Origin of the sequence: Caulobacter sp. BE254, from assembly GCF_031457295.1 — a bacterium.
In the GTDB taxonomy this organism is placed as follows: Bacteria; Pseudomonadota; Alphaproteobacteria; order Caulobacterales; family Caulobacteraceae; genus Caulobacter.
Genome location: NZ_JAVDWJ010000001.1, coordinates 213,918 through 239,362 on the forward strand (window position 1 = coordinate 213,918; position 25,445 = coordinate 239,362).

Annotated in this window: 29 protein-coding genes; 11 read left to right on the top strand and 18 right to left on the bottom strand. The window is 68.8% G+C overall.

The window, feature by feature from the left end; genetic code table 11:
- Positions 1–117 precede the first annotated feature (117 nt).
- From radA to J2X41_RS01015, 5 genes are all read left to right on the top strand, one after another.
- Positions 118–1,500 (top strand): DNA repair protein RadA, encoded by a 1,383-nt coding sequence (radA, locus tag J2X41_RS00995; protein ID WP_310078893.1) that lies wholly within the window; start codon positions 118–120, stop codon positions 1,498–1,500.
- Positions 1,497–2,120: a CvpA family protein gene (locus J2X41_RS01000; RefSeq protein ID WP_310078895.1), complete on the top strand. Its 624-nt coding sequence runs from the start codon at positions 1,497–1,499 to the stop codon at positions 2,118–2,120. Before radA ends, J2X41_RS01000 begins: the two co-directional genes overlap by 4 nt.
- Complete coding sequence (purF, locus tag J2X41_RS01005; RefSeq protein WP_310078897.1) at positions 2,117–3,619, top strand: amidophosphoribosyltransferase; 1,503 nt, start codon at positions 2,117–2,119, stop codon at positions 3,617–3,619. Before J2X41_RS01000 ends, purF begins: the two co-directional genes overlap by 4 nt.
- 128 nt (positions 3,620–3,747) lie before the next feature.
- On the top strand, positions 3,748–4,734 hold the full coding sequence (locus J2X41_RS01010) for a bile acid:sodium symporter family protein (protein ID WP_310078899.1): 987 nt from the start codon (positions 3,748–3,750) through the stop codon (positions 4,732–4,734).
- A gap of 92 nt (positions 4,735–4,826) precedes the next feature.
- Positions 4,827–5,579 (top strand): SDR family NAD(P)-dependent oxidoreductase, encoded by a 753-nt coding sequence (locus J2X41_RS01015; protein WP_310078900.1) that lies wholly within the window; start codon positions 4,827–4,829, stop codon positions 5,577–5,579.
- 12 nt (positions 5,580–5,591) lie between these two features.
- Here the strand turns inward: J2X41_RS01015 and J2X41_RS01020 are convergent, their stop codons facing one another.
- The 15 genes from J2X41_RS01020 to J2X41_RS01090 all read right to left on the bottom strand — a co-directional run bounded on the left by J2X41_RS01020 (position 5,592) and on the right by J2X41_RS01090 (position 15,968).
- Positions 5,592–6,161, bottom strand: a complete 570-nt coding sequence (locus J2X41_RS01020) for an alpha-ketoglutarate-dependent dioxygenase AlkB (protein ID WP_310078903.1) — start codon at positions 6,159–6,161, stop codon at positions 5,592–5,594.
- Between the two features lie 43 nt (positions 6,162–6,204).
- A complete protein-coding gene (der, locus tag J2X41_RS01025; protein WP_310078905.1) occupies positions 6,205–7,974 on the bottom strand; it encodes a ribosome biogenesis GTPase Der in 1,770 nt (589 codons plus the stop codon).
- Between the two features lie 109 nt (positions 7,975–8,083).
- A complete protein-coding gene (locus J2X41_RS01030; protein WP_404979853.1) occupies positions 8,084–9,499 on the bottom strand; it encodes a PQQ-binding-like beta-propeller repeat protein in 1,416 nt (471 codons plus the stop codon).
- An 11-nt stretch (positions 9,500–9,510) separates the two neighbouring features.
- Positions 9,511–10,269 (bottom strand): tetratricopeptide repeat protein, encoded by a 759-nt coding sequence (locus tag J2X41_RS01035; protein WP_310078908.1) that lies wholly within the window; start codon positions 10,267–10,269, stop codon positions 9,511–9,513.
- 191 nt (positions 10,270–10,460) lie between these two features.
- Entirely contained in the window at positions 10,461–11,288 is an 828-nt protein-coding gene (gene panB, locus J2X41_RS01040; RefSeq protein ID WP_310079835.1) for a 3-methyl-2-oxobutanoate hydroxymethyltransferase, read from the bottom strand.
- Between the two features lie 68 nt (positions 11,289–11,356).
- A complete protein-coding gene (locus J2X41_RS01045) occupies positions 11,357–11,734 on the bottom strand; it encodes a hypothetical protein (protein ID WP_310078910.1) in 378 nt (125 codons plus the stop codon).
- Positions 11,727–12,314 (bottom strand): RNA polymerase sigma factor, encoded by a 588-nt coding sequence (locus tag J2X41_RS01050; RefSeq protein WP_310078911.1) that lies wholly within the window; start codon positions 12,312–12,314, stop codon positions 11,727–11,729. Before J2X41_RS01050 ends, J2X41_RS01045 begins: the two co-directional genes overlap by 8 nt.
- A gap of 31 nt (positions 12,315–12,345) precedes the next feature.
- A complete protein-coding gene (locus J2X41_RS01055) occupies positions 12,346–12,741 on the bottom strand; it encodes a DUF6249 domain-containing protein (RefSeq protein WP_310078912.1) in 396 nt (131 codons plus the stop codon).
- A gap of 111 nt (positions 12,742–12,852) precedes the next feature.
- The gene (locus tag J2X41_RS01060) at positions 12,853–13,152 is read right to left on the bottom strand and encodes a hypothetical protein (RefSeq protein WP_310078915.1); all 300 of its coding nucleotides are present in this window, start codon (positions 13,150–13,152) and stop codon (positions 12,853–12,855) included.
- The gene (locus J2X41_RS01065) at positions 13,149–13,664 is read right to left on the bottom strand and encodes an RNA polymerase sigma factor (protein WP_310078916.1); all 516 of its coding nucleotides are present in this window, start codon (positions 13,662–13,664) and stop codon (positions 13,149–13,151) included. The genes J2X41_RS01060 and J2X41_RS01065 overlap by 4 nt, the downstream gene beginning before the upstream one ends.
- Complete coding sequence (locus tag J2X41_RS01070; RefSeq protein WP_310078919.1) at positions 13,664–14,101, bottom strand: hypothetical protein; 438 nt, start codon at positions 14,099–14,101, stop codon at positions 13,664–13,666. Before J2X41_RS01070 ends, J2X41_RS01065 begins: the two co-directional genes overlap by 1 nt.
- 60 nt (positions 14,102–14,161) lie before the next feature.
- Complete coding sequence (locus tag J2X41_RS01075; protein WP_310078921.1) at positions 14,162–14,344, bottom strand: hypothetical protein; 183 nt, start codon at positions 14,342–14,344, stop codon at positions 14,162–14,164.
- Positions 14,345–14,393: 49 nt separating this feature from the next.
- Entirely contained in the window at positions 14,394–15,053 is a 660-nt protein-coding gene (locus J2X41_RS01080; protein WP_310078923.1) for an HAD hydrolase-like protein, read from the bottom strand.
- Positions 15,054–15,410 (bottom strand): ArsC family reductase, encoded by a 357-nt coding sequence (locus J2X41_RS01085; RefSeq protein WP_310078925.1) that lies wholly within the window; start codon positions 15,408–15,410, stop codon positions 15,054–15,056. It lies immediately after the preceding gene.
- 111 nt (positions 15,411–15,521) lie between these two features.
- Positions 15,522–15,968, bottom strand: coding sequence for a MarR family winged helix-turn-helix transcriptional regulator (locus tag J2X41_RS01090; protein WP_310078926.1), 447 nt, complete (start codon positions 15,966–15,968; stop codon positions 15,522–15,524).
- A gap of 76 nt (positions 15,969–16,044) precedes the next feature.
- On the opposite strand from J2X41_RS01090, the gene J2X41_RS01095 reads away from it, so the two are divergent.
- Positions 16,045–16,782 (top strand): thioredoxin family protein, encoded by a 738-nt coding sequence (locus tag J2X41_RS01095; protein ID WP_310078927.1) that lies wholly within the window; start codon positions 16,045–16,047, stop codon positions 16,780–16,782.
- 9 nt (positions 16,783–16,791) lie between these two features.
- Positions 16,792–17,025: a hypothetical protein gene (locus J2X41_RS01100; protein WP_310078928.1), complete on the top strand. Its 234-nt coding sequence runs from the start codon at positions 16,792–16,794 to the stop codon at positions 17,023–17,025.
- Here J2X41_RS01100 and tet read toward each other — a convergent pair.
- Both tet and J2X41_RS01110 read right to left on the bottom strand, forming a co-directional pair.
- Entirely contained in the window at positions 17,022–18,218 is a 1,197-nt protein-coding gene (tet, locus tag J2X41_RS01105) for a Tet(A)/Tet(B)/Tet(C) family tetracycline efflux MFS transporter (RefSeq protein WP_310078929.1), read from the bottom strand. The two genes, J2X41_RS01100 and tet, sit on opposite strands and share 4 nt — an antisense overlap.
- A 246-nt stretch (positions 18,219–18,464) precedes the next feature.
- Positions 18,465–18,860 (bottom strand): DUF983 domain-containing protein, encoded by a 396-nt coding sequence (locus J2X41_RS01110; RefSeq protein ID WP_310078931.1) that lies wholly within the window; start codon positions 18,858–18,860, stop codon positions 18,465–18,467.
- 65 nt (positions 18,861–18,925) lie between these two features.
- Here J2X41_RS01110 and J2X41_RS01115 point away from each other — a divergent pair, with 65 nt between their 5' ends.
- A complete protein-coding gene (locus tag J2X41_RS01115) occupies positions 18,926–20,296 on the top strand; it encodes a PLP-dependent aminotransferase family protein (RefSeq protein WP_310078933.1) in 1,371 nt (456 codons plus the stop codon).
- A gap of 116 nt (positions 20,297–20,412) precedes the next feature.
- On the opposite strand, the gene thpR is transcribed toward J2X41_RS01115, so the two are convergent.
- Complete coding sequence (gene thpR / locus J2X41_RS01120) at positions 20,413–20,982, bottom strand: RNA 2',3'-cyclic phosphodiesterase (RefSeq protein ID WP_310078935.1); 570 nt, start codon at positions 20,980–20,982, stop codon at positions 20,413–20,415.
- Between the two features lie 393 nt (positions 20,983–21,375).
- Between thpR and J2X41_RS01125 the strand changes: the two genes are divergently transcribed.
- The 3 genes from J2X41_RS01125 to J2X41_RS01135 all read left to right on the top strand — a co-directional run bounded on the left by J2X41_RS01125 (position 21,376) and on the right by J2X41_RS01135 (position 25,385).
- Positions 21,376–22,371 (top strand): histidine kinase, encoded by a 996-nt coding sequence (locus tag J2X41_RS01125; protein ID WP_310078937.1) that lies wholly within the window; start codon positions 21,376–21,378, stop codon positions 22,369–22,371.
- A gap of 373 nt (positions 22,372–22,744) precedes the next feature.
- On the top strand, positions 22,745–24,064 hold the full coding sequence (locus tag J2X41_RS01130) for an alginate export family protein (protein WP_310079836.1): 1,320 nt from the start codon (positions 22,745–22,747) through the stop codon (positions 24,062–24,064).
- 22 nt (positions 24,065–24,086) lie between these two features.
- Positions 24,087–25,385, top strand: coding sequence for a CmpA/NrtA family ABC transporter substrate-binding protein (locus J2X41_RS01135; RefSeq protein WP_310078939.1), 1,299 nt, complete (start codon positions 24,087–24,089; stop codon positions 25,383–25,385).
- The last annotated feature ends 60 nt before the right edge of the window (positions 25,386–25,445 follow it).

The window sequence follows — 25,445 nt, forward strand, 5'->3', positions numbered from 1 at the left end:
ATCGTTCTGTGAGAAGGACGGTTTGGGGCCGGCGGGATGCGCCCAGCGATGCGTCCGTCTTTGGCGCAGGGGGCCGCCAGGCTGTAGTCTTCCGTCACCTACGAATCAGGAGCATCCATGGCCCGCGACGGCGCCGTCTACGCCTGCCAGTCCTGCGGCGCGGTCTCGACCAAGTGGTCGGGGCAATGCTCGGCCTGCCAGAGCTGGAACAGCCTGGTCGAAGAAACCGGCGTTCGCGCGCCCGGCGCTCTGTCGGTCACCAAGGCCAGCCGTACACGGGGCCTGCAGTTCACCGGCCTGGAGAGCGACACCCCCGCCCCGCCCCGGATCATCACCGGTGTCGACGAGTTCGACCGGGTCTGCGGCGGCGGCGTGGTGCCGGGCTCGGCCATCCTGATCGGCGGCGACCCGGGCGTGGGCAAGTCCACCCTGCTGCTGGAGGTGATGGCCAAGGCGTCGCTGAGCGGCGTCCACTGCGCCTATATCTCGGGCGAGGAGGCCGTGGCCCAAATCCGCGGCCGGGCCGAGCGCATGGGCTTCGCGCAGGCCCCGGTGAAGCTGGCCGCCGAGAGCAGCCTGCGCGACATTCTCGACGGCCTGAAGCGCGAGAAGTTCGACCTGGTGGTCATCGACTCGATCCAGACCCTGTGGAGCGACGCCCACGAGGCCGGGCCCGGCACGGTCACCCAGGTCCGGGCCTGCGCCAGCGAACTGGTGCGCCTGGCCAAGAAGCAGGGCGTGGCCATCCTGATGGTCGGCCACGTCACCAAGGACGGCCAGATCGCCGGTCCCCGCGTGGTCGAGCACCTGGTCGACGCGGTGCTCAGCTTCGAGGGCGAGCGCGGCTATCCGTTCCGGGTGCTGCGCGGCGCCAAGAACCGGTTCGGGGCCACCGACGAGATCGGCGTATTCGAAATGGGCGACTCGGGGCTGCGCGAGGTGAAGAACCCCTCGGCCCTGTTCCTCAACGAGGGCGGCGAGCGGGCGGCGGGCGCGGCGGTGTTCGCCGGCATCGAGGGTTCGCGACCCGTCCTGGTCGAATTCCAGGCCCTGGTCGCGCCATCCGCGTACGGAACGCCCAGGCGCGCCGTGGTCGGATGGGATTCCGGGCGCCTGGCCATGGTCTTGGCTGTGCTTGAATCGCGTTGCGGCCTTGGTTTTGGCAACAAGGACGTCTATCTGAACGTCGCTGGCGGCCTGCGGATCACCGAGCCGGCGGCGGACTTGGCGGCGGCGGCGGCCCTGGCCTCCTCGGCTCTCGACATCGCCCTGCCGCAGGACTGCGTCGTCTTCGGCGAAGTCAGCCTTTCCGGTGAAGTGCGGCCCGTGAGCCGTATGGAGACACGTTTGAAAGAGGCCGCGAAACTCGGCTTTGGCCGGGCCCTTGGACCGCTGTCGGGGCTGCCCGAGGGCGGCGGAGCCTTGCCCGTGGCGGGCGTTGCGCGCCTGGCCGACGCGGTTCGCCGCATCGGCGACGAAATCTGGGGCCAGCTGACGTGACGCCGTTCGACATCATCTTCGGCCTGATCCTGCTGGTCTCGGCCCTGGTCGGCTTCGCGCGCGGCGCGTCGCGGGAACTGACCTCGGCCCTGTCGTTCATCGTCGCCGCCCTGCTCTCCCTGCTGGCCCTGCGGGTCACCGGACCGCTGTTTCGGGGCCTGATGGACCCCGACTGGGCGGCCACGGCGGCCGCCATCCTGGTCACCTTCGTGATCGCCTTCGTCCTGCTGCGCCTGGTCGGCGCCCAGATCACCAAGACCCTGCACGCCGACGGCGCCCTGGGCACGCTGGACCGCCTGATGGGCCTGGCGTTCGGTCTGCTGCGCGGCCTGGTGGTGCTGGGGGTGTTCAGCCTGGTGTTCCACATGGCCACCCCGCCTGATCGCGTGCCCAGCTGGATGTCGAAGTCGGCGCTGTATCCGCTGTCCAACGCCGCGGGCCGCGTGTTGAAGGTGTTCGCCCCCAAGGGCGCGGGCCTGGCCGGCAAGCTGGCCCCCGCCATCGAGGACGCCGTGCACGACGGCGCCAGCGACAAACCGTCCGACGGCAAGCCGGGCGAAGCAGGTTATGATAAGGACCAGCGTCGTTCCGTCGACGATCTGGTGGAGAAATCTCGATGACGTCTTTCGGCCAGTCGACCGACCGCTTCTCGTCCAAGCCCTGGCGGGATCCGGAAGACGACACCCTACGCCTCGAGTGCGGGGTCTTCGGCGTCTATGGCGTGCGTGACGCCGCCGCGGTCACCGCCCTGGGTCTGCACGCCCTGCAGCATCGCGGCCAGGAAGCCTGCGGCATCGCCGCCTTCGACGGTCAGCGCTTCCACACCGAACGCCACATGGGCCATGTCGGCGACGCCTTCACCGGCAACGACCTGGTCGAGCGCCTGCCCGGCGGCATGGCCATCGGCCATACCCGCTATTCCACAGCTGGCGGAAGCGGCATCCGCAACGTCCAGCCGATGTTCGCCGATCTCGAGACCGGCGGCGTGGCCATCGCCCACAATGGCAACCTGACCAACTTCCTCACTCTGCGCGAGCGGCTGGTTCAGGAAGGCGCGATCTTCCAGTCGACCAGCGACAGCGAGGTGATCCTTCACCTGATCGCCCGCTCGCGGAAGGCTCGGATCGTCGACCGCTTCATCGACGCCGTCGGCCAGATCGAAGGCGGCTACGCGATCGTGGCCATCACCAACAAGAAGATGATCGGCCTGCGCGATCCGCTGGGCATCCGCCCGCTGGTGCTGGGCGACTTGGACGGTCAGCCGATCCTGGCGTCCGAGACCTGCGCCCTGGACATGATTGGCGCCCGCTTCGTGCGCGACGTCGAGCACGGCGAGATGGTGGTGATCTCCGAGACCGGGGTAAAGTCGCTGCGCCCGTTCCAGACCGTCGCGGCCCGGCCCTGCGTGTTCGAATATGTCTATTTCGCCCGCCCCGACAGCGTCGTGAACGGCCGCTCGGTCTATGACGTGCGCAAGCGCATGGGCCAGCGCCTGGCCATCGAGACCGGCGTCGAGGCCGATGTCGTGGTGCCGGTTCCCGACAGCGGCGTGCCTGCCGCCATCGGCTTCGCCCAGCAAAGCGGCTTGCCTTTCGATCTCGGCATCATCCGCAACCACTATGTGGGCCGCACTTTCATCCAGCCGACCCAGGGCGTGCGCGAACTGGGCGTGCGCATGAAGCATAGCCCCAACCGCGCCGTGCTCGAGGGCAAGCGCGTCATCCTGATCGACGATTCGATCGTGCGCGGCACCACCTCGCTGAAGATCGTCCGCATGGTCCGCGAGGCCGGCGCCAAGGAGGTCCATCTCCGCTCGGCCAGCCCGCCGATCAAGTGGCCCGACTTCTACGGCATCGACATGCCCGAGCGCGAACAGCTGCTGGCCGCCACCAAGTCGCTGGAAGAGATGGCGCGATTCCTGGAAGTCGACAGCCTGGGATTTCTGTCGGTCGACGGCTTGTATCAGGCCCTGGAAGCGGGCCCCCGCGATCCGGCCCACCCGCAGTTCACCGACCACTACTTCACCGGCGACTACCCCACTCGGCTGACGGACCGCGAGATCGCCGAGGGCCGCAACGACCAGGCCGAGAAGCAGCTGTCGCTGCTGGTCAGCGCCTAGTTCCCGCGTCCTTCGAGGCTCGCCGATGACTCGCTCCTCGGGATGAGGAGCGCTGAGCCAGATCTACTGTTCCTCGTCCCGAGGCGCCGCGAAGCGGCCTCAAGGGACGCAGGGCAGCCCCCAACAGGATGCCGCGCTTGCTCAAAGACCTCCTCGCCAAGCTGAAGATCGACGGCTACATCCTGGCCCTGTTCGGCATGGTGGTGCTGGCCTCGGTGCTGCCGGTGCGCGGCGAGGCCGCGACGGTCGTCGGCTGGGTGGTCAAGATCGCCATCGCCCTGCTGTTCTTCCTGCACGGCGCCAAGCTGTCGCGCGAGGCCGTGGTCGCCGGCCTGACCCACTGGCGCCTGCACCTGACCATCCTGGGCTTCACCTTCGTGCTGTTCCCGGCCCTGGGCCTGTTGATCAGCCGGTCCGGCCTGCTGTCGCCCACCCTGTCGAGCGGCATGCTGTTCCTGTGCTGCCTGCCCTCGACCGTGCAGTCGTCGATCGCCTTCACCTCGATCGGCCGGGGCAATGTCGCCGCCGCCGTCTGCGCCGCCTCGGCCTCGAACCTACTGGGCATCTTCCTGACGCCGGTGCTGGTGGGGCTGCTGATGCACGCTCACGGCGAGACCGGCGGAGCCTGGGCGTCGATCAGGCCGATCATCATCCAGCTGCTGTTGCCGTTCGTGGTCGGCCAGCTTGTCCGCCCCTGGGTCGGACCGTGGATCGACCGTCACAAGGCCCTGGTCGGTCGGGTCGATCGCGGCTCCATCCTGCTGGTGGTCTATGCGGCCTTCAGCGCCGCGGTGATCGACGGCATCTGGAACAAGGTGTCGATTCCCGAGCTGCTGCTGCTGCTCGTCGTCTGCATCGCGCTGCTGGCGGTCATCATGGCCGCGACCATGTTCGGCTCGCGGGCGCTGGGCTTCTCCAAGCCCGACGAGGTGGCCATCGTGTTCTGCGGCTCGAAGAAGAGCCTGGCCAGCGGCGTGCCGATGGCCGGCATCCTGTTCCCCGGCCCGACGGCCGGCATTCTGGTCCTGCCGCTGATGCTGTTCCACCAAATCCAGCTGATGGCCTGTTCGGTGATCGCCCAGCGCTACGGCGCTCGGCCGATGGACGAGGTCTGACACCAAGGGAATCCGTTGGTGTCGCCACGCGTTTTGTTGGTGTTACCAACGATTTCGTTTCATCACGAAACGGTTCTGTTTAGAACCCGCCTATGACTTCCGACTCCGAAAAGCCGTTGGCCGGCCGCATCGCCCTCGTCACCGGCGCCACCCGCGGCATCGGCGAGGCGATCGCCCTGGGCCTGGCCCAGGCCGGCGCCCACGTCGTCGCGGTAGGACGCACCCAAGGCGCCCTGGAGGCCCTGGACGACGCGATCCTGACCGCGACGGGCGAGCACGCCACACTGGTCCCGCTGGACCTGCGCGAGCCCGACGGCCTGGACCAGCTGGGCGCGGCTCTCTACGAGCGCTATGGCAAGCTGGACGTACTGGTGGGCGCCGCGGGCGTGCTGGGCGCGCTGACCCCGGTCGGCCACCTGGACCCCAAGGGCTGGGACATGATCATGGCCACCAACCTGACGGCCAACTGGCGTCTGATCCGGTCCATGGACCCGCTGCTGCGTCGCGCCGAGGCGGGCCGGGCCATCTTCCTGACCAGCAGCCTGGCTAAGACCCACCGCGCCTTCTGGGGCGGCTATGCGGCCTCCAAGGCCGGGCTCGAGGCTGTCGTCGGCTGCTATGACGACGAGATGGAGAACACCACGGTGCGCGCCGTCTGCGTCGACCCCGGCGCCATGCGCACGCGGATGCGGGCCGGCGCCTTCCCGGGCGAGGATCCCCAGACCGTCCCCGCGCCCGACACCCTCGTTCCGCTGATCGTCGACCTGGCCCGCCCAGACCGCGTGCCGCCCAAGGGCGTGGTGCGCTTCAAGGAACGCGGCCAGGAGTCCGCCAGCATCGGCTGACCTCGGCAGTCCCTATGCCAGGGTGCGAAAGGTGATCGAATAGCGCAGGGCGTCGACCGGCGGGATACTGTGCTCCCAGACGGAGCGGGCGTCGCCCGCCAGCCAGTAGGCCGAGCGGGGCTCCAGGGTCAGGGATCGTCGCTCCCAGCCGGCCTCGCGTCGCCGCCGAAAGCGCATGAGGCATGGCGACAACAGCGAGAAGCCTATCACCTGGCCGAACGCCGGCCGGTCGCGATGCCAACCGATCGGCGCGCCGGTCTGATATTCGTTGACCAGGGCGTGGACCAGAGCCTGCGGCCTCAGGCCAGCAAGCGCTGCGGCCCGGTGACGCAAGGGCTGCAGGAAGTCCGGGATCGGCGGACCGTCCTCCAGTCCCTTCGTGGACTCCTCATAGCGCCGGCCGAAATACGCCACCCGCCGGCGCGCGGCATAGCCCCGCATCTCGAAGGGCCGCAGGTCGAGCCCCGCCAGGGCTTCGGCCAGCGCGGCCTCCTCGTCCGGATCGATCATCTCCGACCGATAGACGAAGCCCGGCGGTCCCGGCGCCGGGTCGTCGAACAGGCTGGCTTGTCGCGGGTCCATGCCTTCGGAAATGGCCCCGCACACGCCGCCGTTCCAGGGCGGCTCAGCGCCCCTTGGGCGGCGCCTTGTTGCCGCGAACGGTGCGGGCGCCGGCTACGGGACGACGCGGCGCGGTCTTGGAGCCCGCCGCCTTGCCGCCCGCCGCCTTGAAGCCAACCTTGTAGCTGGGCGTGGTGGACTTCTTCTGGGCGCGGGGCCCCTGCTTCTTGACCGACTTGACCGCCGCCTTGCCGGGCTCGGCCGCGGGCCCCGCGGCGATCTCGGTTGGCTTGGGCGCCTTGGAAGCCTTCGAGGCCGGTTTGCCGGCGCTCGGGGCCGGAACGGGCAGGCCCGCGGCCTGAGCGGCGGCCACCGCGGCGGCTTCGGCCACGCGCACCGACTTCTTGACGGTGTTGCGCGAGGCGCGGATCCGTTCCTTCTCGCGCTCCTTGCGCTCGAACTCCCGCTTGCCCTTGCCCGAGTGGCCCTTGGCCTCGCCTTCGGCATAGGGGTTGGCGCCGGACTTCAGGGTGATGCGCAGCGGCACGCCCGGAAGGTCGAAGCTCTCGCGCAGGCTGTTGATCAGGTAGCGCCGATACTGCTCGGGCATCTGGTCGGCGCGGCTGGAGAACAGCACGAAGGTCGGCGGGCGGGCCTTGGTCTGGGCCATGTACTTGGGCTTGATGCGCTTGCCGCCGACGCTGGGCGGCGGGTGGCGCTGCATGGCCATCTGCAGCCAGTCGTTCAGGTCGCGGGTCTTGACCTTGGTCGACCAGTCCTTGTGGCTCTTGAGCACGGCGGGCATCAGACGCTCGACGCCCTTGCCGGTCTCGCCCGACAGCGCGATCACGGGCGTGCCGCGCAGCTGGGGCAACATGCGCTCGGCGTGCTCGATGAAGCCCTTGAGGGTCGCGCCGGGGTCCTCGACGAGGTCCCACTTGGCCAGCACGAAAACGACGCAGCGCCCTTCCCGCTCGGCCAGGTCGGCGATCTGCAGGTCCTGGGTCTCGAACGGATGGGTGGCGTCCATGACCAGCAGGACCACCTCGGCGAAGGTGATCGAGCGGATCGTGTCGCCGGTCGAGAGCTTCTCGAGCTTCTCGTTGACCTTGGCCTTCTTGCGCAGGCCGGCGGTGTCGACCAGCCGCACCTTGCGCCCGCCCCAGTCCCAATCGACCGAGATGGAGTCGCGGGTGATGCCGGCCTCGGGGCCGGTCAGCAGGCGCTGCTCGCCGATCAGCCGGTTGATCAGGGTCGACTTGCCGGCGTTGGGGCGGCCGACGATGGCGATCTTGATCGGCTTGTCGTCGTCCAGTTCGTCGTGCTCGCCCTGCAGCTCCTCGGGCGCGATGGCGATCAGGGCGGCATAAAGCTCGGCCATGCCCTCGCCGTGCTCGCCGGAGATCTGGATCGGCTCGCCCAGGCCCAGCACATTGGCCTCGGCCGCGCCGTGGTCGCCGGCCTTGCCCTCGGATTTGTTGGCGGCGACCAGCACCGGCTTGTTCCGCTTGCGCAGGATTTCGGCGAAGATCCGGTCCAGCGGCGTCAGGCCCTCGCGGGCGTCGAACACCAGCAGGCTGACGTCTGCCTCGTCGATCGCCAGCTCGGTCTGGGCGCGCATCCGCGCCTCCAGGCTCTCGTCGGTGACGTCCTCGAAGCCGGCGGTGTCGATCAGCTCCAGGTCCAGGTCGCCAAGGCGGCCGTGCGCGAACCGGCGGTCGCGGGTGACGCCGGGCTGGTCGTCGACGAGGGCCAGCTTGCGGCCGGCCAGACGGTTGAACAGGGTCGACTTGCCCACATTGGGGCGGCCGACGATCGCGAGTTTCAAAGGCATGGGCTGTGATTAGTCGATTTCGAGGACAAAAGCGACAAACCCGGACTGGTGAGGACCAGCCCGGGTTCGCGTTGCTTGGATTGTGGGTCCGGGCGGGCCCGGAAGGACGCTAGCGAATGGCGATCAGATCCGCCTCGTCGGTGGCCAAATAGACCGTGTCGCCCATGGCGATCGGGCCCAGCAGCACCGACTGGCCGACCTTCAAGGTCTTCAGCGTCTCGCCGTTCTTGGGGTTCAGCGCCACGGCCTGGCCTTCGCTCGACACTGTGATCAGGCGGTTGGAGGCCAGGATCGGCGTCGACCAGACCACCGGATGCTTGGCCCGCTTCTTCTTCTGCTTCTTGCTCAGCTTGTCGGTATTGTTGAGGTCGCGGATCCAGTAGACCTGACCGGCCTCGCGCGAGACGCAGATCACCTGGCCGGCCTTGTCGACCACGAAGACCACGTCGCCGGCCGCCCAGGGGCTGGTGATGGCGGTGACCGGCAGGCTCCAGCGGGCCTGGCCCGTGCGCAGGTCGGTGGCCGAGAAGACGCCCGAGTGGCTGACGGCGAAGACGTCACCCTTGAAGATCACCGGGCGGCCGGCGATGTCGCGGATCTCGGACAGGGCGTTGGTGCGGCTGGCGCGGCTGAGGGCCTCGCTCCACAGGTCGTTGCCGTTGCTCGCGCGCAGGGCGACCAGTTCGCCCGAGGCGAATCCGGCCACGACCGTGTCGCCGCTGACCGCGGGACTGGTGGCCGCCAGGATCCGGGCGGGCTCGATCAAGGCCTGGTAGGTCCAGCCCGGCGCGCCGTCGGCGGTGTTGAAGCTCAGCAGTTCGTTGTCCGTCGAGATCACGAACACCCGGCCGTCGGCGACGGTGGGCGCGGCGTGGACCGGCGTGCTGGTCTGCTGGCGCCAGGCTTCCGCGCCGGTGGCGGCGTCCAGCTGGGCCACGAAGCGGAAACCCGAGGCGACGTACAGCTTGCCGTTGGCGTAGGCGACGCCGCCGCCGAAGCCCGTGCGGTCAGCCTTGCTGCCGCCGATGCCGAAGAAGCCGCGCTTCTTGCCAGGCGCCTTGGCGGGACGCAGGTCCTTGCGCCAGATCGTCGCCCCGCTCTTGGCGTCGAGGGCGCTGACGGTGGCCTCACCGTCCATGACGAAGATCTTGCCGTCGGCGGCCACCGGCGGCGCGGTCACGTGATACTTGCGGTTGGCCTTCTGGCCGAAGCCCTTGCGCCAGGCGATGTCGAAATTGGCGGCGGCCGCCACGTGCTCGACCGACTGCTCGGCGTTGCCGCCCGGCAGCGGCCAGTCGGCCTGGACGGCCGGCTCGGGCAGGAAGAAGTCGGCCCCCTTCAGCGCCTCGGCCGGCTCGACCTTCTGGTCGAAGGCGATGACCGAAATCCGCTGGCCCTGGGTGGCCAGGGTCTTGTTGGCTTCCTTCTTGTCGAAGGGATTGAGCTTGGAGATCGTCGAACAGCCCGCCACCGATACCGCGGCGGTCATCATCGCGGTGAGAAGCAGATAGCGCTTGGTCGTCATGGGGCGTCGGCTCATTGGGCGGTATTGGGGGCGACGTCGGCCTGGGGGCCGGTCGGAAGCGAGAGCGCGGCGGACGGCGGCAGGGCCATGGCGGCCTTGACTACGGCCGGCAGGTCCTTGGCGGAGCCGGAATCGATCATGGCCATCGCGCCCCGGGCGCGCTCGCGAATCTCATCCGAGGAGTTGTCGAGCGAGCTGGACAGCACCAGGAAGTCGCCGCGCGCGCCGGCCAGGTCGCCGGCTCGCAGCTTGGCGAAGGCCAGGGCTTCCTTGGCCTGTACGCGATAGGGACTCTTCTCGCCCATCAACGGGGTCAGCCTCGCCTCGACGTCCTTGTAAGGAGCCGTGTCGATGAGCGCCAAGGCGGAATTGAGGCCGGCGAGGTCGGCCAGCACCGGATTGGGCGAAAGCTTGGCCGCTTGGTCGAAATAGGCCACCGCCTCGGCGGTCTTGTTCTGCTCCAGGCGGACGCCGCCCATCTGCAGCAGGGCCAGGGCCTTGTAGACGGGCGTGCCGGTCCTGGAGATCGCCTCGAACGCCGGGAAGGCCGCGGCGGGGCCCGACTTCTGGCCCGTGGTCAGGGCCGCCTGATAGGCTTCGGTGGCCTTGTTGGTTTGGCTCTGCTGGTGGCTGGTCCAGCCCATCCAGCCGCCCGCGCCCAGAATCGCCACCGCGGCCAGCGCGCCCACCCAGGGCAGCGACTTCAGCGCGAGGGACTTGTAGCGGTCGGAGCGCAGCTGCTCTTCGACCTCGTCAAACACATCGACCACGAACGAGGCTCCGATAAGGGCGAAAACTGCGCCCTGAGGCGTCGAGCCCGAATTGCTCCGGAATCGACACGCGAAATGAAAACCATGGTGAGCGGACCCACCGAGGCGGCGAACCTATAGCGTGTCCGGGCCAGCCGCAACGGGGCGGAACCGGTACAGTCGCCGGTCTTTTCGCCCCGCCCCTCTCGGCCCTAGCTCTTCCTGGCGTAGTAGGTCTCGGCTTCGCCCGGGAAGGTGCGCGCCTTGACGTCGCGCGCATAGTCGGCGGCGGCGCGCTCGATCTCGCCTTTCAGGTCCGCGTAGCGGCGCACGAACTTCGGCGCCCAGTCGAACAGGCCCAGCATGTCGTCGACCACCAGGATCTGACCGTCGCAGCCGGCCGAGGCGCCGATGCCGATGGTCGGGACCGAGATGGCGGCGGTCACGTCGCGCGCCAGGCCCTCGGCCACGCCCTCGACGACGACGGCGAAGGCGCCTGCCTGCGCGGTGGCCCGCGCTTCCTCCAGCACCTTCAGCCGGCCGGCCTCATCCTTGCCCTTGGCCTTGAAGCCGCCGTCGACCAGCACCGCCTGGGGCCGCAGGCCGACATGGCCCATGACCGGAATGCCGCGCTGCACGAGATAGGCGATGGTGGCCGGCACGGTGGGGCCGCTCTCGACCTTGACGGCCTGGCAGCCCGTCTCCTTCATGATCCGCACGGCGTTGGCGTAGGCCATTTCCGGCGCGCCCTCGTACGAGCCGAACGGCATGTCGACCACCACCATGGCCTTGCGCGAGCCGCGCATCACCGCCTGGCCATGCAGGATCATCATGTCCAGGGTCACGCCCACGGTGTTGGGCAGACCATGGACGACCATGCCCAGCGAGTCGCCGACCAGCAGCACGTCGCACGACTCGTCCAGGGCCGCGGCGATCGGCGCGGTGTAGGCGGTCAGGCAGACGATGGGCTCGCCGCCCTTGCGGGCGGCGATGTCGGGGGCCGCCAGGCGGCGGACCTTCTCTTCACGATGGGCGGACAGGATCGACACTCCGGCGAAAGACGCACGCCGTTTTCCGCCAGATCGTTCGCCCCCGCAAGGTTCGCCGCCTAGACCTCGTCCACCAGCCGGGTCACGGCGAAGGCCAGGGCCAGCACCGCCAGGGCCACGCCCACCCAGAGGGTTTCCGAGCCGCCCAGGGTGAACAGCTGGTCGTAGCGATGGGTCAGCTTGTCCACGCCCAGGGTCAGCTGATCCGCGCCCTCCTTCGACATTTCGGAGAACTCGTTGGTGAACCGGGCCCCGACCAGCTGGACGGCGGCGGCCACGCCGGCCACGACGCCCGTCGCGCCGATCAGCACCCGGCGCAGCGCCCAGCCGCGATCCAGTTTCTGGGTCACCCGCTCGGCGAACAGCTCCGCGTCGCGGAACGCCGGAGCCTGGCCGTAGAGACGCGTCAGTTGGGTTTCGAAATCCAGGTCAGCCACGGTTTTCCCTCCTCGCGGAGTCGTTCGGTACGCTGTCGGACGGCGGGGCCATCCGGACTCTGAGTTTATCCAGACCACGTTTGACATGGGATTTGACCGTCCCAAGGGGGATGTTCAAGGTCTCGGCCGCCTCGGCGTGCGACCAGTCGGCCCCGTAGCACAGTGAAACGCACAGGCGCTCGGCCTTGGACAGATGCTTGAGCGCCTCGTCTAGGTCCAGGCGGTCGGCGGTCGCGCCGGGTCCGTCCGATCCGACCGGCGCGGCTTCCTCGGGCGCCTCGGTCAGCACGAACCGCGCCTCCCGCTTGACCTTGCGCAGATAGAGCCGCGCGGCGATCTTCTTGATCCACCCCGCGAAAGCCCCTTCCCCGCGATAGTCGACGATCTGTTCGTAGCCGACCAGGAAGGCGTCCTGGGCGATGTCGTCGGCGGTGGCCGGATCGGCCCCCAGCCGGCGCAGCAGGCCCCGCACGGCCGAGCCGTGGCGGCGCACCAACTCGCCGAAGGCCCGTCGGTCGCCGGCCGCCGCCAGGGCGGCCAGCTCGACGTCGTGGCCGGTGGGTGGGCGTTCAGTGCCCATAAGCGTGGTCCCCTCTCCCCCTTGTCCGCGCTCAAACTTCGGGCGGACGCTTGTTGGGGTTGAAGAAGCTGAGGATGATGAAGGCCAGGCCGATCATGCCCGGAATGGCCGCTCCGCTGACGGTGCCGAACATGGCGTTGTCGTTGATCTGACCCAGGGCGATCCCGGTCAGGGCGACGCCCCCGGAGACGAACAACAGGATGACCCCGATCCGCATGTCGCGATGAGCCGAGGACACCGTCCGAGGACGCACGTCCTTGGACAGAGCCTCGACGAGTTCGGGAGGCAGCGGTTGTCCCTTCTCGATGGCCGCGCGAACCGTGGCCTGCATTTCGCGGCGCTCGCGCGTCCGCAGCCACGCCGGCACGATGACGATGGCCGCGACCATCAGAAACGGCGCCAGCGGAATCAAAATTCCCCAGTTCATGACCTAATCCCCTCGAATGCTTGGCGGGAGCGCTTCGCCCTCGCCTTCTGTAGATAAGAGACCTGGGCCATGGCGATTGGAGGCGCCGGATCGGATGAAACTTTCGTAAGGCTAGCGGCGGGTCAGAACCTGTGCGCCCAGCAGGCCGGCGGCGGCGGCCAGGGTCAGGATCCCGGCGGCCGGCAGCAGGACCGGGGCCAGGGCGTGGACCGCCAGGTCCAGCACCGGGGCGCAGGCCCACAGCACCGCGCCCGCAGCGGCGGCGGTCACGGCGGCCGAGGCCAGCTTCAGCTGCAGCTCCCGCCGGGCCACCCGCTGCATCACCTCGGCGACGAACGCCGCGTCCACCGCCGGCCGCGCGGGGGCGGCGTCGGCGGACAGGAAAGCGGACAGGCGATCTTCGGGGGTCATGACGCGTCTCCCAATACGGCCAACAGTCTCTCACGTCCTCGGTTCACATGCGACTTCACCGTGCCCAGCGGCAGGTTCAGGGTTTCGGCCGCCTCGCCGTGCGACCAGCCCTGGCCCAGGCAGAGGGTGACGCAGGCCCGCTGGTCTGGCGGCAGGCCGGCCAGGGCCGCTTCCAGCGCCAGGCGGTCGGCCGGATCGGCCGCGCGCGGCGCCTCGGCCGCCTGGTCCTCGCGCCAGGCCTCGTCGCGGCGGGCGGCGCGGCGGGCGGACCGGCCGTGGTCCAGCGCCTTGCGCCAGGCGATCCCGAACAGCCAGGCGCGAAAGCCCTCGTCGTCGCGCAACCGGTCCAGGCTGGACCAGGCCGCCAGGAAGGCTTCCTGGGCGATGTCGTCGGCGTCGCCGAAACCGCTCTTGCGCAGGAACCCGCGCAGGCTCCGCTCATACATCGCCACCAGTCGCGCGAAAGCGGACTGCGACCCGTCCCGCGCGGCCCGGACGAGCGGTCCGTCCATCAGACCCGCGGTCCTCGATCCACCAGGATCGACACCGCCGCCGCCACGGCCAGGGCGGCCATGACGAAGGACACGATCACGAAGGCCGGCCCGGCCTCATAGAGGTCGGTGGCCGCCGCAAAGGTGAAGCCGGCGCAGAGGCAGCCGAACAGCGCGACCCGGGACCAGGTGTGCTGGCGCCAGTGGCGGCGGCGATGGCGACGGCGGAAGCGGTCGTCGTCGTCGTCCACCTCGCCCAGATCGTCGCCATCGTTCCAGCGCTTGCTGAGCTTGGCCATCAGCTCCGGCGGCGGCTCGCGTCCCGATTGGGCGTAGGTCTTGATCAGGTCCAGGGTGTCGCGGTTGGCCCTGTAGGACAGCCAGCTCTGATAGGCGCCGAACACGAACCAGCTCAGCGGAAAGATCAGCCACCAGAACTGTCGAAACATGTCTTCCATGGTCTTGGTCTCCAGGGGCGCGTCGCGCGCCTCGAAATGTCGGTTCGAAACCTTGAAGGATCAGCGGGCGTTGAGCCGCGCCACCAGCGCCGGCGGCGGCTCGTGGCCGGCCGCCGCGTAAGAGCGCAGCACGTCCAGGGCGTCGCGGCGGGCGCGATAGGCCAGCCAGCTTTGAAACACGCCGAACACGCCCCAGCTCAGGGGAAACACCAGCCACCAATAGGAGCGGAACAGCTCGTCCATCGGTCTTGACCTCCAGATCGACGCAACCCTTCGCGCCGTTTTCTGAAGACTAGTCGGCGCCGACCCGTTGATTGGATGCGGCGACCCGGGAAATAATTTCGTCCATGGCCGAGAACATCATGGTCGGGCCGTGATCGGCCAGGGCGCGCCGCGTGGCGTAGCCCCATTCGACCGCGCCGCAGGCCAGGCCCGCCTCGCGCGCCGCCTCGATGTCGCGGGTCTCGTCGCCAATGCACAGCACCCGGTCCTTGGCGATGCGCGCGGCCTTGACTACGGCCCGGAACTTGGCGGCCTTGCCGAAGATCGCCGCGCCGCAGCCGTAGTGGTCGACCAGGGCGGCCAGGTCGGACCCCAGGATCGAGCGGATGGTGGCCTCGGAATTGGAGCTGACGATCGCCAGGCGCAGGCCCGCCGCCGACAGGCCGCGCAGCAGGTCGCCGGTGCCCGAGAACAGCGGGATGGCGTGGGCCTCGGCGGCCATCATCTTCTTGCCGTGGGCGGCGACCAGCGGGACCTTCCACAGGGGCAGGCCCAGATAGTCGATGATCTCGCGGCTGGTGCGGCCGCGCAGCATGGCGATCTCGTCCTCGGTGACCGCCTTGAACTTGAAGCGTTCGGCCAGCGGCCTGACGGCGCGGATGGCCCAGGCCGTGCTGTCGGCCAGCGTCCCGTCGAAGTCGAAGATGACCAGATCGATCTGGGCGTCCATTCAGCCCCCTGAACCCAAGGCGCGACCATACACGTCAGGCTTGAATCCGACCAGCAGTTGATCGCCCGCCTCAAGGACCGGCCGCTTGATCATCGACGGATTGGCCAGCATCAGCGCGATGGCCTTGGCCTCGTCGATCCCCTGCTTGTCGACGTCCGGCAGCTTGCGGAAGGTCGTTCCGGCCTTGTTCAGCAAGGTCTCCCAGCCCACGGACCGGCTCCAGGTCTCCAGGCGCGGACGATCGATTCCCGTCGTCTTGTAGTCGTGGAAGCCGTAGGCGACCCCGTGACCGTCCAGCCAGTCCCGCGCCTTCTTCATCGTGTCGCAGGCCTTGATGCCGTAGATCGTGGTGGTCACGCCTGATTGCTCCGTGCGCGTCAGATTCTCGAGTCCGACCAACCTAGAGTTCGCGCGCCGTCGGGCAAAACGGAAAAAGCCGAGGCGAATGCCCGGCTCGCCGACGAGCGGTCAGGCCAGGGCCAGCAGGCCCGCCCGCAGGGCGTCGCCACCGCCATCGGGCAGGCCCGCCTCGACCTCGGCGTGGGTCTGCGTCCAGACCGGCAGGGCCCGGGCCAGCAGGGCCATGCCGGCCGGCGTCAGGGCCAGGCGGCGGCTGCGCCGGTCCTGTGGATCGACGCCGACCGTCAGCAGGCCGCGCCGCTCCAGGGGCTTGAGATTGGCGGTCAGGGTGGTGCGATCCATGGCCAGCAAGCCGGCCACCGAGCCGATGGTCGGCGGCTCGGGCCGGTTCAGCGACATCAGCAGCGAGAACTGGCCGTTGGTGATCGCGAACGGCGCCAGGGCCTGGTCGAACCGCCGCGCCAGCGCTCGCGCCGCGCGCTGGGCGTGGAGGCACAGGCAGGTGTCCCTGACGTGAAGGGTGGCGGCGAACGGGACTTCCAGCGGCTTTGACACCTCGCATTTATGTTGATATCAACTCTTTCTGTCAAGGCCGAACGGCTGGCGGGCTCACGCACCAGGGAGAACAACCATGCCCAACCACAAGGTCGCATCGCGCGAGGAATGGCTGGAGGCGCGCAAGGCGCTGCTGGCCCACGAAAAGGAAGAGACCCAGTTGCGTGACCGCAACGCCGCCGAGCGGCTGGCCCTGCCTTGGGTCAAGGTCGACAAGGCCTACGCCTTCGATACGCCGAGCGGCAAAAAGACCCTGGCCGAGCTGTTCGACGGCCGAAGCCAGCTGGTGGTCTACCATTTCATGCTGCCGCCCGACTGGGACGCCGGCTGTCCGGGCTGCTCGTTCCTGGCCGATCACCTGGACGGGACCCTGCCCCACCTGAACCATCACGACGTCACCCTGATCGCCGTGTCGCGCGCGCCGCTGGACAAGATCGCCGCCTACAAGGCCCGGATGGGCTGGACCTTTCCGTGGGTCTCGTCGTTCGAGAGCGACTTCAACTACGATTTCGGCGTGTCGTTCACGCCCCAGACGATCGCGGCCGGCGCCACCTACAATTTCGAGCCCGCCGGCGAGGACGCCAACGAACTTCCGGGCATGAGTTCGTTCTACAAGGACGAGACTGGCCAGGTGTTCCACACCTATTCCAGCTACGGCCGCGGCGGCGAGGAACTGATCGGGACCTACATGATCCTCGACCGCGCGCCCCTGGGCCGCAACGAGGAAGGCTCCATGGACTGGATGCGCCGCCACGACGAATACGAGGACGCCGCGCCGGCCAAGGCCTGTCACGGCGAAGCGGTCCCGGCCTAGGCGTCCGCCGTGCTGTGCTGCGCGCTGGGACTTCTGGCCCTGCTGACCGGCGCCTCGGCGCGCGGCCTGCGGGCCCTGCTGGGCGCGTGGCCGGTGGCGATCCTCGCCGGCGGCTCGGCCACGGCCCTGGCGGTCCTGGTTCCGCACCACCTGGAGCACTATCGCCAGCGCGCCCAGGTCAACGACCGCACGGTGCTGGCCGAGATCGTCGCCGCGCCGCTGTGCTCGGGCGGGCGGTCCTAGGCGGATTCGACGCGAGGCGCCTTCAGCGCCCGGCTGAAGTACACCGGCAGACACAGCAGGTAGAGCGCCGCGCCGGCCAGCCAGACCAGGCCTGGAAACACGCCGCGCGAGGCGAAGTAGAGCTGGCTGATCAGCAGGGGCGCGATCACCGACGAGACGCCGGTCAGGCTGGCCAGGACGCCCTGCAACCGGCCCTGGTGCGCCTCCCCCGCCCGCGACGACAGCAGCGACTGCAGCGCCGGTCCGCCGACGCCGCCCAGGCAGAACAGCGGCAGCAACAGGAACGCCACCCAGCCCCGGGAGACCAGGGCTATGGCCACATAGGCGGTCGCATCGGCGACGATGCCGATCGCCAGGGCCCGCTTCTCGCCCCAGCGCTCGCTGATCGGTCCCGCCACGAAGGCCTGGGCCAGGGCGTGGAACAGGCCAAAGCCCGCCAGCGACACGCCGATCGTCAGGCCGTTCCAGGCGAACCGGTCCTCGCCATAGAGCACCCAGACCGTGCCGCCGACCTCGCCGACGACGGCCAGGATCACGAAGGCCGCCAGCAGCGGCGCCAGGGTCGGAAAGCTGAACGCCCAGCGCATCGGCCCCAGCGGGTTGAAGCTGGAAAGCGTGATCTTGCCGCCGCGCCCCTGGTGGGACTCGGGCAGGACCAGCAGCGCCACCAGGAAGTTCAGGCCGTTCAGGGCCGCCGCCGCCAAGAACGGAGCCCGCACCCAGACGTCGCCCAGCAGGCCGCCGATTACCGGCCCGGCGATGAAACCCAGACCGAAACAGGCGCTCACATAACCAAAGCGCCGGGTCAGGTGCTCGGCCGGGCTGATGTCGGCGATATAGGCCGAGGCCACCGCGCCGCTGGCCCCGGTCAGGCCGGCGATGGCCCGCCCGACGAACAGCCACCAGAACGACGGCGCCAGGGCCAGGAACAGATAATCGACCGCCGCCCCGGCCAGGGACGCCAGCAGCACCGGCCGCCGGCCGAAGCGGTCGCTGAACGCGCCCAGGATCGGCGCGCAGGCGAACTGCATCAGGGCGTAGAGCGCCAGGAAGGCCCCGAACCGCCAGCCGAGGTCGCTGGTGTGGCCGACCTCGCGGAGCAGGCGCGGGATGATCGGCAGGACCAGGCCCACGCCGACCGCGTCGAGCGTCACTGTGGTCAGGATGACGCCGAGCGCCCTTTTCGTCTTCATGCCACGACCTTGGTCACGGTTACTCGAGGCCGCGATAGGTCGGGCCGGCGTCGCGGCGAGCCCTACACCTTGGCGGGCTTGCTCCATGGCGCGCGGGTGCGATGGGGGTCTCGTCGATGACCCCGCCCTAGCACCGGCGCCGGTACAGATCACTCTGAGCGCAGAGCGGGAAATCAGAGGACAGGCTAGGCGAGGCCAGTTTACAGAATCGTGACCGTGAAGAACGCCCGCCCGCGCCGCCCTCGCCTACCGCTTCTGGACGCTGGAGGCGCCGCCTTCGCTGGCGTTGTGAATGTATTGCTCGGCGACCAGCCAGGCCTTGACCGGCCGCAGCGTGCCCAGACACCCGATCAGCAACGCCGGAAAGACGGTGGCGAACTGCGCCCACAGCGGCGGGCTCCAGGCGATCACCGCCCACGCCCAGACCGCGATGACCAGGATGCCCACGCCGGTCATGACAAAGAAGGCTGGGCCGTCCGCTGGGTCGGCGAAGCTGTAGTCCAGCCCGCAACGATCGCACTGCTTGGCCAGGCGCAGGAAACCGCCGAACAGCTTGCCCTCGCCGCAGCGCGGACAGCGGCAGAGCAAGCCCGCCCGCAGGCTGGTCGGGTTGTCGAAGGGTGTGGTGAGCGGCCGTTCCATACAATGAGCGCCTTGTTGCATACATTCTTTACACAATGTATGTATCATCTCATGGAAAAGCAACCATGACACGGGATCGCCCCACGGCTGGCTGGCTGCGGCGCGTCCGCACTGGCCAAGGCCGGCCGATCTATCTGGCGCTGGTCGAGGCCCTTGAAACGGCCGTCCGCGAGGGCGAGTTGCAGCCGGGCGATCAATTGCCGCCCCAGCGGGCCGTGGCCGACCAGCTGGGCATCGACTTCACAACGGTCACCCGAGCCTATGGCGCCGCCCGAGCCCGCGGCCTGGTCGAGGGCGCGGTGGGCCGCGGCACCTTCGTGCGCCGCCGCGCCGTCGACGACGAGGCCGGCCTTATCGACCTCAGCATGAATCTGCCGCCGCCGCCCCAGGGCGTGTCGCTGGCGGCGCTGCTGAAGGAAACGACCGCCGCGATTCTCGACCGCACCGACGTGGCGACCCTGATGGCCTATCACGCCGGTCCCGGGACGCCGGGACAGCGCGCGGCCGGTGCGGCCTGGCTGGCGGCGACTCTGGGCGACGTCGGACCCGAACGGATCGTGGTCTGTCCCGGCGCGCAATCGGCCCTGACGGCGGTTCTGACCACGATCGCCGGGCCGGGCGCCGCGCTGGTGGTCGAGCCCCTGACCTATCCCGGGATTATCGCTCTGGCCGCCCGGCTGGGCCTGAGCCTGATCGCCTGTCCGGTCGACGACGAAGGCTTCCTGCCTGAAGCCCTGGCCGGGCTTTGCGCCGAGCACCGGCCGGCGGCCGTCTATCTGGTTCCGACCACCCGCAACCCTGTCGCCACCACCATGGGCCTGGCGCGCCGCCGCGAGATCGCGGCCGTCGTGGCCGCCAGCGCGGCCTGGCTGATCGAGGACGACCCTTATAATCGCCTGTTCGACAGCCCCCTGCCCGCCCTCGCCACCCTGGTGCCAGCACGGACCTTCCACATCGCCACCCTGTCCAAGACGCTGTCGCCGGGCCTACGCACCGCTTTTCTGGCGGCTCCCACCGACGCGATGGCCCAGCGGATCGCCGACGCCCTGCACGCCACGGCCCTGATGGGATCGCCGCTGATCACGGCGGTGGCCGTGCGCTGGATCCGCGACGGCGCCGCCGAGCGGGTTCTGGCCGGCGTGCGGCTGGAAGCCCGGGCGCGCCGGGCCATCGCCGCCGAGCTCCTGCCCGCCGCCCGCGGCGACGCCGAGGGGCTTCATGTCTGGCTGGACATCCCGGCCGGCCTCGACGCGGGCGGCCTTCGCGCCTTGGGGGCGGCGCGCGGCCTGGCGCTGGTCGGGGCGGACGCCTTCGCCGTCACCCCCGACGCCCCCGCCGGCCTGCGTATCTCGCTGGGCGGCCCGGCCAAGGCGTCGCTATTGCGTGAGTCGCTCGGCAATGTCGCAACCCTGCTGAAGCCGCCGACGATCGTCTGACACGACAAAAGCCCCGGAGCTTGAAGGCTCGGGGGCGAGTTCAAATCAAGGGGATACAGCTGGACAATGCGCCAGGCGGCGTTTGGTTCGGCCCAATCGCGGATCGCTCGCCACCTTCAGCGTAACGTCCATCGCGCCAGCGGGATGTGCTCGGTCCGCCCCAGCAGGCTGTGGACCAGGGTGAAGCCATCGACGGTCCACCGGATGGGCGAAAGGGCTTGCTCGGTGACCAGCCGCCGGTCGTAGAGCATGGTCACGTGCGGCGTGAAGCTCCGGTCGACCAACTTGCCCAGGCCGGCCCGCGCCATCGCCAGGCCGAGATCGCGCTGGAAAGCCTTCAGCGCCTCGAGACCGTCGCCGCCTTGCAAGACGAACGGGTTGTTGCCGCCGTTGTGGAAGCTGGCGGCGCGATCGAACGTGACCTCGAAGGATGGAGTGGTCATCGCGTCGGCCGCCTGGCTGGCCATCGCCACGATGTCGCGTCGCACGCCGGCATGGTCGCCCAGGTGATGCAGGGTGATGTGAAACCGCTCGGGCGCCAGCGGTCGGCCGGTCAGTTGGTGCGCGCCCCGCAAGGCGTCAGCGCGCTGGGCGATGGTCGCCGCCGTCGCCGGATCGGGAAAGATCGCGAAGAACAGCCGGTCCGTGATCGCCGGCGCGTCGAAGAGGGAAAACTGGTCGGACACCAGGACATCTTGCCGAGATTCCGAAAATGGCGCCACGCGCACATCCCGCAAGGACGGCGCTGGACCTTATTCCCGCTTGGCGTATGGCCGCAAAGGTCTAGCCTTGGGCGACACGCGGGAGCGATTTCCCGTCGCCCGAAGCGCCGCTCGAAATGTTCCGGAAGGAGATCTTCCCTGTCGTTCGTGACCGACGTCAGGATCTATTCCAACCCCTGCATCTCGAAAAATGTAGTTTTCCCCCCGAAGCAGCGGGCGCTGAAAAATATCCGCGGTGTTGTCGCGTCCTCATCCCGCGAATCTCGCATAACCGCTGGGGCGCCACGAACGATCAAACATAAGGCTCGATACTGAATGCACACGGCTCACGAGATGAGCGCATGGTCCGCGTCTGGTTTGCCCGAATCCGTCCTCGACACCGTCACGGCGAACGTGGCGATCCTGAACGCCGAGGGCGAGATCATCGCTGTGAATGACGCCTGGGCGCGCTTTGCCGAGTTCAACGCGCTGCCGGTGGAAAACCATGGACTGGGCCTGAATTATGTTGGGTTCTGCGACGGCTTGGGCGCCGGCGAAGCAGCCGTGGGCCTGCGAGGACTGCTGGCGGGCGAGCCGGGACCCTTCCGCCACGAATATCAGATGGACCTGGCCAACGGACCGTTGTGGGCCCGGATGACCGCCACCCGCGTCTCCAGCGACGGGCGTACGCTGGTGATCGTGGCGCAGGAGGACATCACCGTTCAACGCCACGCCCAGGCGGCCCTGGGACGCGCCACCGCCGCGCTGCTGCACGCCGAGGATGACGAGCGTCGGCGCATCGCCCGCGAGCTTCACGACGGCACCGCCCAGTACCTGACCGGCGCCAAGCTGATGCTAGGCGCGATGAAGGTGGAGGGCCGCGCCGAAAAGATCCGAGGCGAGATTGAGGCCCTGCTGGTCAACGCCCTAGAGGAGATCCGCAGCCTGTCCTACGTGCTGCATCCCCCGGCCCTGGAGGAGATGGGTCTTGGCCCGGCCATCCGGCAGATGGCCGAAGGCTTCGCGCGGCGCACGGGGCTGTCGCTGCAGATCGACATCGCCGACGACTTTCCCAAGATGGCCCGGCCGACCGAGGTGGCGCTGTATCGCGTCGCCCAGGAGGCCTTGGCCAATGTGCACCGGCACTCCGGCAGCCCTCGCGCCACGATCGGCCTGCGCCAGGCCGGCGAGATGGTCCTGCTGTCGATCCGGGACTACGGCGTGGGCTTGGCGGAAAGCGCCTCGGCGACCACTGGCGTCGGTCTGGCGGGCATGCGCCTGCGCCTGGAGTTCGTCAGCGGCCACATCTCGCTGACCAGCGCCTTTCCCGGCGTGCTGGTCGAGGCCTGGGCGCCCTTCCTGCCGAAAAGCTAGCGGACCTGCCGCCCGACGCTGATCCGCCAACGTCATCAAACGCGCGAAATCCGGGCAGCGCCCCCATCGTCCGTGCACCGCTGCTATGCAAATCGCCGCCTTTTCATGTTGCGATGCGACATGGTGGAGTTTTCGGATTGCCGCGACGCTCGACCGGCCCCCTCCTGCTCCCAACACGCGGGACAACGACGTTCCGCGATGGCCCGAGAGGGCCGCCGTAGGGCGATGTAGCCGTGCGGTACCGTTTGGACAACGACGTCCGGAGAGATCGCTCCTAGCGATCCCGCCGGGCGTTTTTTTTGGTCTATTGGGGGACTAGAGCATGACAAGACTGCGAGGAATGCTGCGTTGCAGCACGGCTTTCTGCGCCCTGATGTTGGGCGGGACGGCCTATGCGCAATCGGCGCCGGAGCCCGTTCCGGCCACCGCCGAACCCGCCGCGGACGTCGTCGAGCCGCCGCCGCCGCCCGCTCCGCCGCCGACCATCAGCGACCAGATCATGGCCGGCAAGCTGATCCTCGAAGTCCGGGCCCGCTACGAGAGCGTCGACCAGACCAAGACCGCCACCCTGAAGGACGACGCCTCGGCCTTCACCATCCGCACCCGCCTTGGCTGGGAGACCGGCGAGTTCAAGGGCGTCAAGGGCCTGATCGAATTCGAGGACGTCCGCCAGGCCGGCCCCGAGCACTACGCCGTCAACGTTCCCGGCGCGGCCACCGCCCCGCTGAACGGCGCCGACAAGGCCCGCTATCCGGTTGTCAACGACCCCGACGTCACCGAGCTGAACCGCGCCCAGCTGACCTGGACGCCCGGCGCCGCCCTGCAGGTCACCGCCGGCCGCCAGCGCATCCTGCTCGACGACCAGCGCTTCGTCGGTAATGTCGGCTGGCGCCAGGACGAGCAGACCTTCGACGCCGTCCGCGCCGACTTCGCTCTTGGCCGGGTCAAGGGGACCTACGCCTATGTCACCCACATCAACCGCATCCTGGGTGAACTCCGGGACTGGGACTCAGACAGCCATCTGCTGAACGTCACATGGTCGCCGGCCGAGGCCCTGCGGCTGCAAGGCTTCGTCTACGCCCTGGATTTCGGCAATTCGGCGGTCAACTCGTCGCTGACCAAGGGGGTCAAGGCCTCGGGCAAGACCTGGGTCGGCCTCTACCAGTTGGCCTACAACGCCACCTACGCCAAGCAGTCGGAGTATCACGGCAATACGCCCAACTTCGACCTGGCCTATTTCGGCGGCGACGTCGCCGGCACCTTCGACATCTACACGGTCAAGGCCAGTTACGAGTCGCTCGAGGGCAACGGAACCCGAGGCTTCACCACGCCGTTGGCCACCGTCCACGCCTTCCAGGGCTGGTCCGACGCCTTCGTCTCGCCCGGCGGCAACAAGAGCTTCGTCGACGGCATCGAGGACGCCAATCTGACGTTCAACGTCAAGCCGCGCTTCAAGCGAACCTACTTCTTCAACACCGACTTCCTGGTCCGCTACCACGACTTCGACGATCAGCGCACCGGCGCTGACCTCGGCCGCGAATGGGACCTGCAGTTCACCGCCGCCATCACCCCCAAGCTGTCGATCCAGCTGAAGTACGCCGACTTCCAGCGTGAAAAGACCGTGCCGCTCGGCACGGCGACGCCGCCGGCCTCGCGGACCAAGGCCTGGTTCACTCTCGAATACAAACTCTGACCTCCAGCGGGATTTGAAGCTCATGACCAAGATCGACAAGACCGCAGCCGGCTCCGAGATGAGCCTGACCCGTCGCAACGCCCTGTTGGGCGCGGCCGCCACCGTCGCCGCCGTCAAGGCCGCCTTCCCGGCCGGGGCCCACGCCGCCGGCGCCGGCCCCGAGGTGGGCAAGGCCAAGCTGGGCTTCATCGCCCTGACCGACTCCGCGCCGGTGATCATCGCCAAGGAGCGCGGCCTGTTCGCCAAGCACGGCATGCCCGACATCGAGGTGCTCAAGCAGGCCTCGTGGGGCGCAACGCGCGACAACCTGGTGCTGGGTTCGGAGCGCGGCGGCATCGACGGGGCGCACATCCTGTCGCCCATGCCCTATCTGATGACGACCGGGGCGATCACCGGCGGCGCGCCGACGCCGATGTACATCCTGGCCCGCTTGAACACCAACGGCCAGGGCATCTCGGTCGGCAACGACCTGAAGGCGGTCAAGGTCGGCCTCAACAGCGCCGGCGCCAAGGCCAAGTTCCAGCAGCTGAAGGCGGCCGGCAACATCGCCAAGGTGGCCATGACCTTCCGCGGCGGCACCCACGACCTGTGGGTCCGCTACTGGCTGGCGGCCGGCGGCATCAATCCCGAGACCGACGTCTCGACCATCGTCATCCCGCCGCCGCAGATGGTGGCCAACATGAAGGCCGGCACCCAGGACGCCTTCTGCGTCGGCGAGCCGTGGAACGGCCAGCTGGTCAACCAGCATGTCGGCTACACCGCCTGCCTGACCTCGGAACTGTGGATGAACCACCCGGAAAAGGCGCTGGGCATGCGCGCCGCCTGGGTCGACAGATATCCCCGTGCGGCCCAGGCGATCACCGCCGCCGTGCAGGAGGCTCAGCTGTGGTGCGACAAGGCCGCGAACCTGCCGGCCATGTGCTCGATCGTCTCGGGCCGCCAGTACGTCAACGTGCCGATGGGCGACATCCTGCCCCGCCTGCAGGGCACGGTGGACTATGGCGATGGCCGGACGCTGAAGAACTCGCCGCACCGGATGAAATTCTGGGCGGATAGCGCCAGCTTCCCGTTCAAGTCGCACGACCTGTGGTTCCTGACCGAGGACATCCGCTGGGGCGTGCTACCCCAGAAGACCAACACCCAGGCCCTGGTCAACAAGGTCAACCGCTCGGACATCTGGCGCGCGGCCGCCAAGACCATCGGCCAGACCGGTCCGGCCGGCGACAGCCGCGGTGTCGAGCGGTTCTTCGACGGCAAGGTGTTCGACCCGGCCAATCCGGGCGCCTACCTGGCCAGCCAGCCGATCAAGAAACTGGTCTAGGAGCGCGGTGATGACCTTTCCCAAGCCCTCGTTTTCACCGGCCGAACCCGTGGCGGGGGC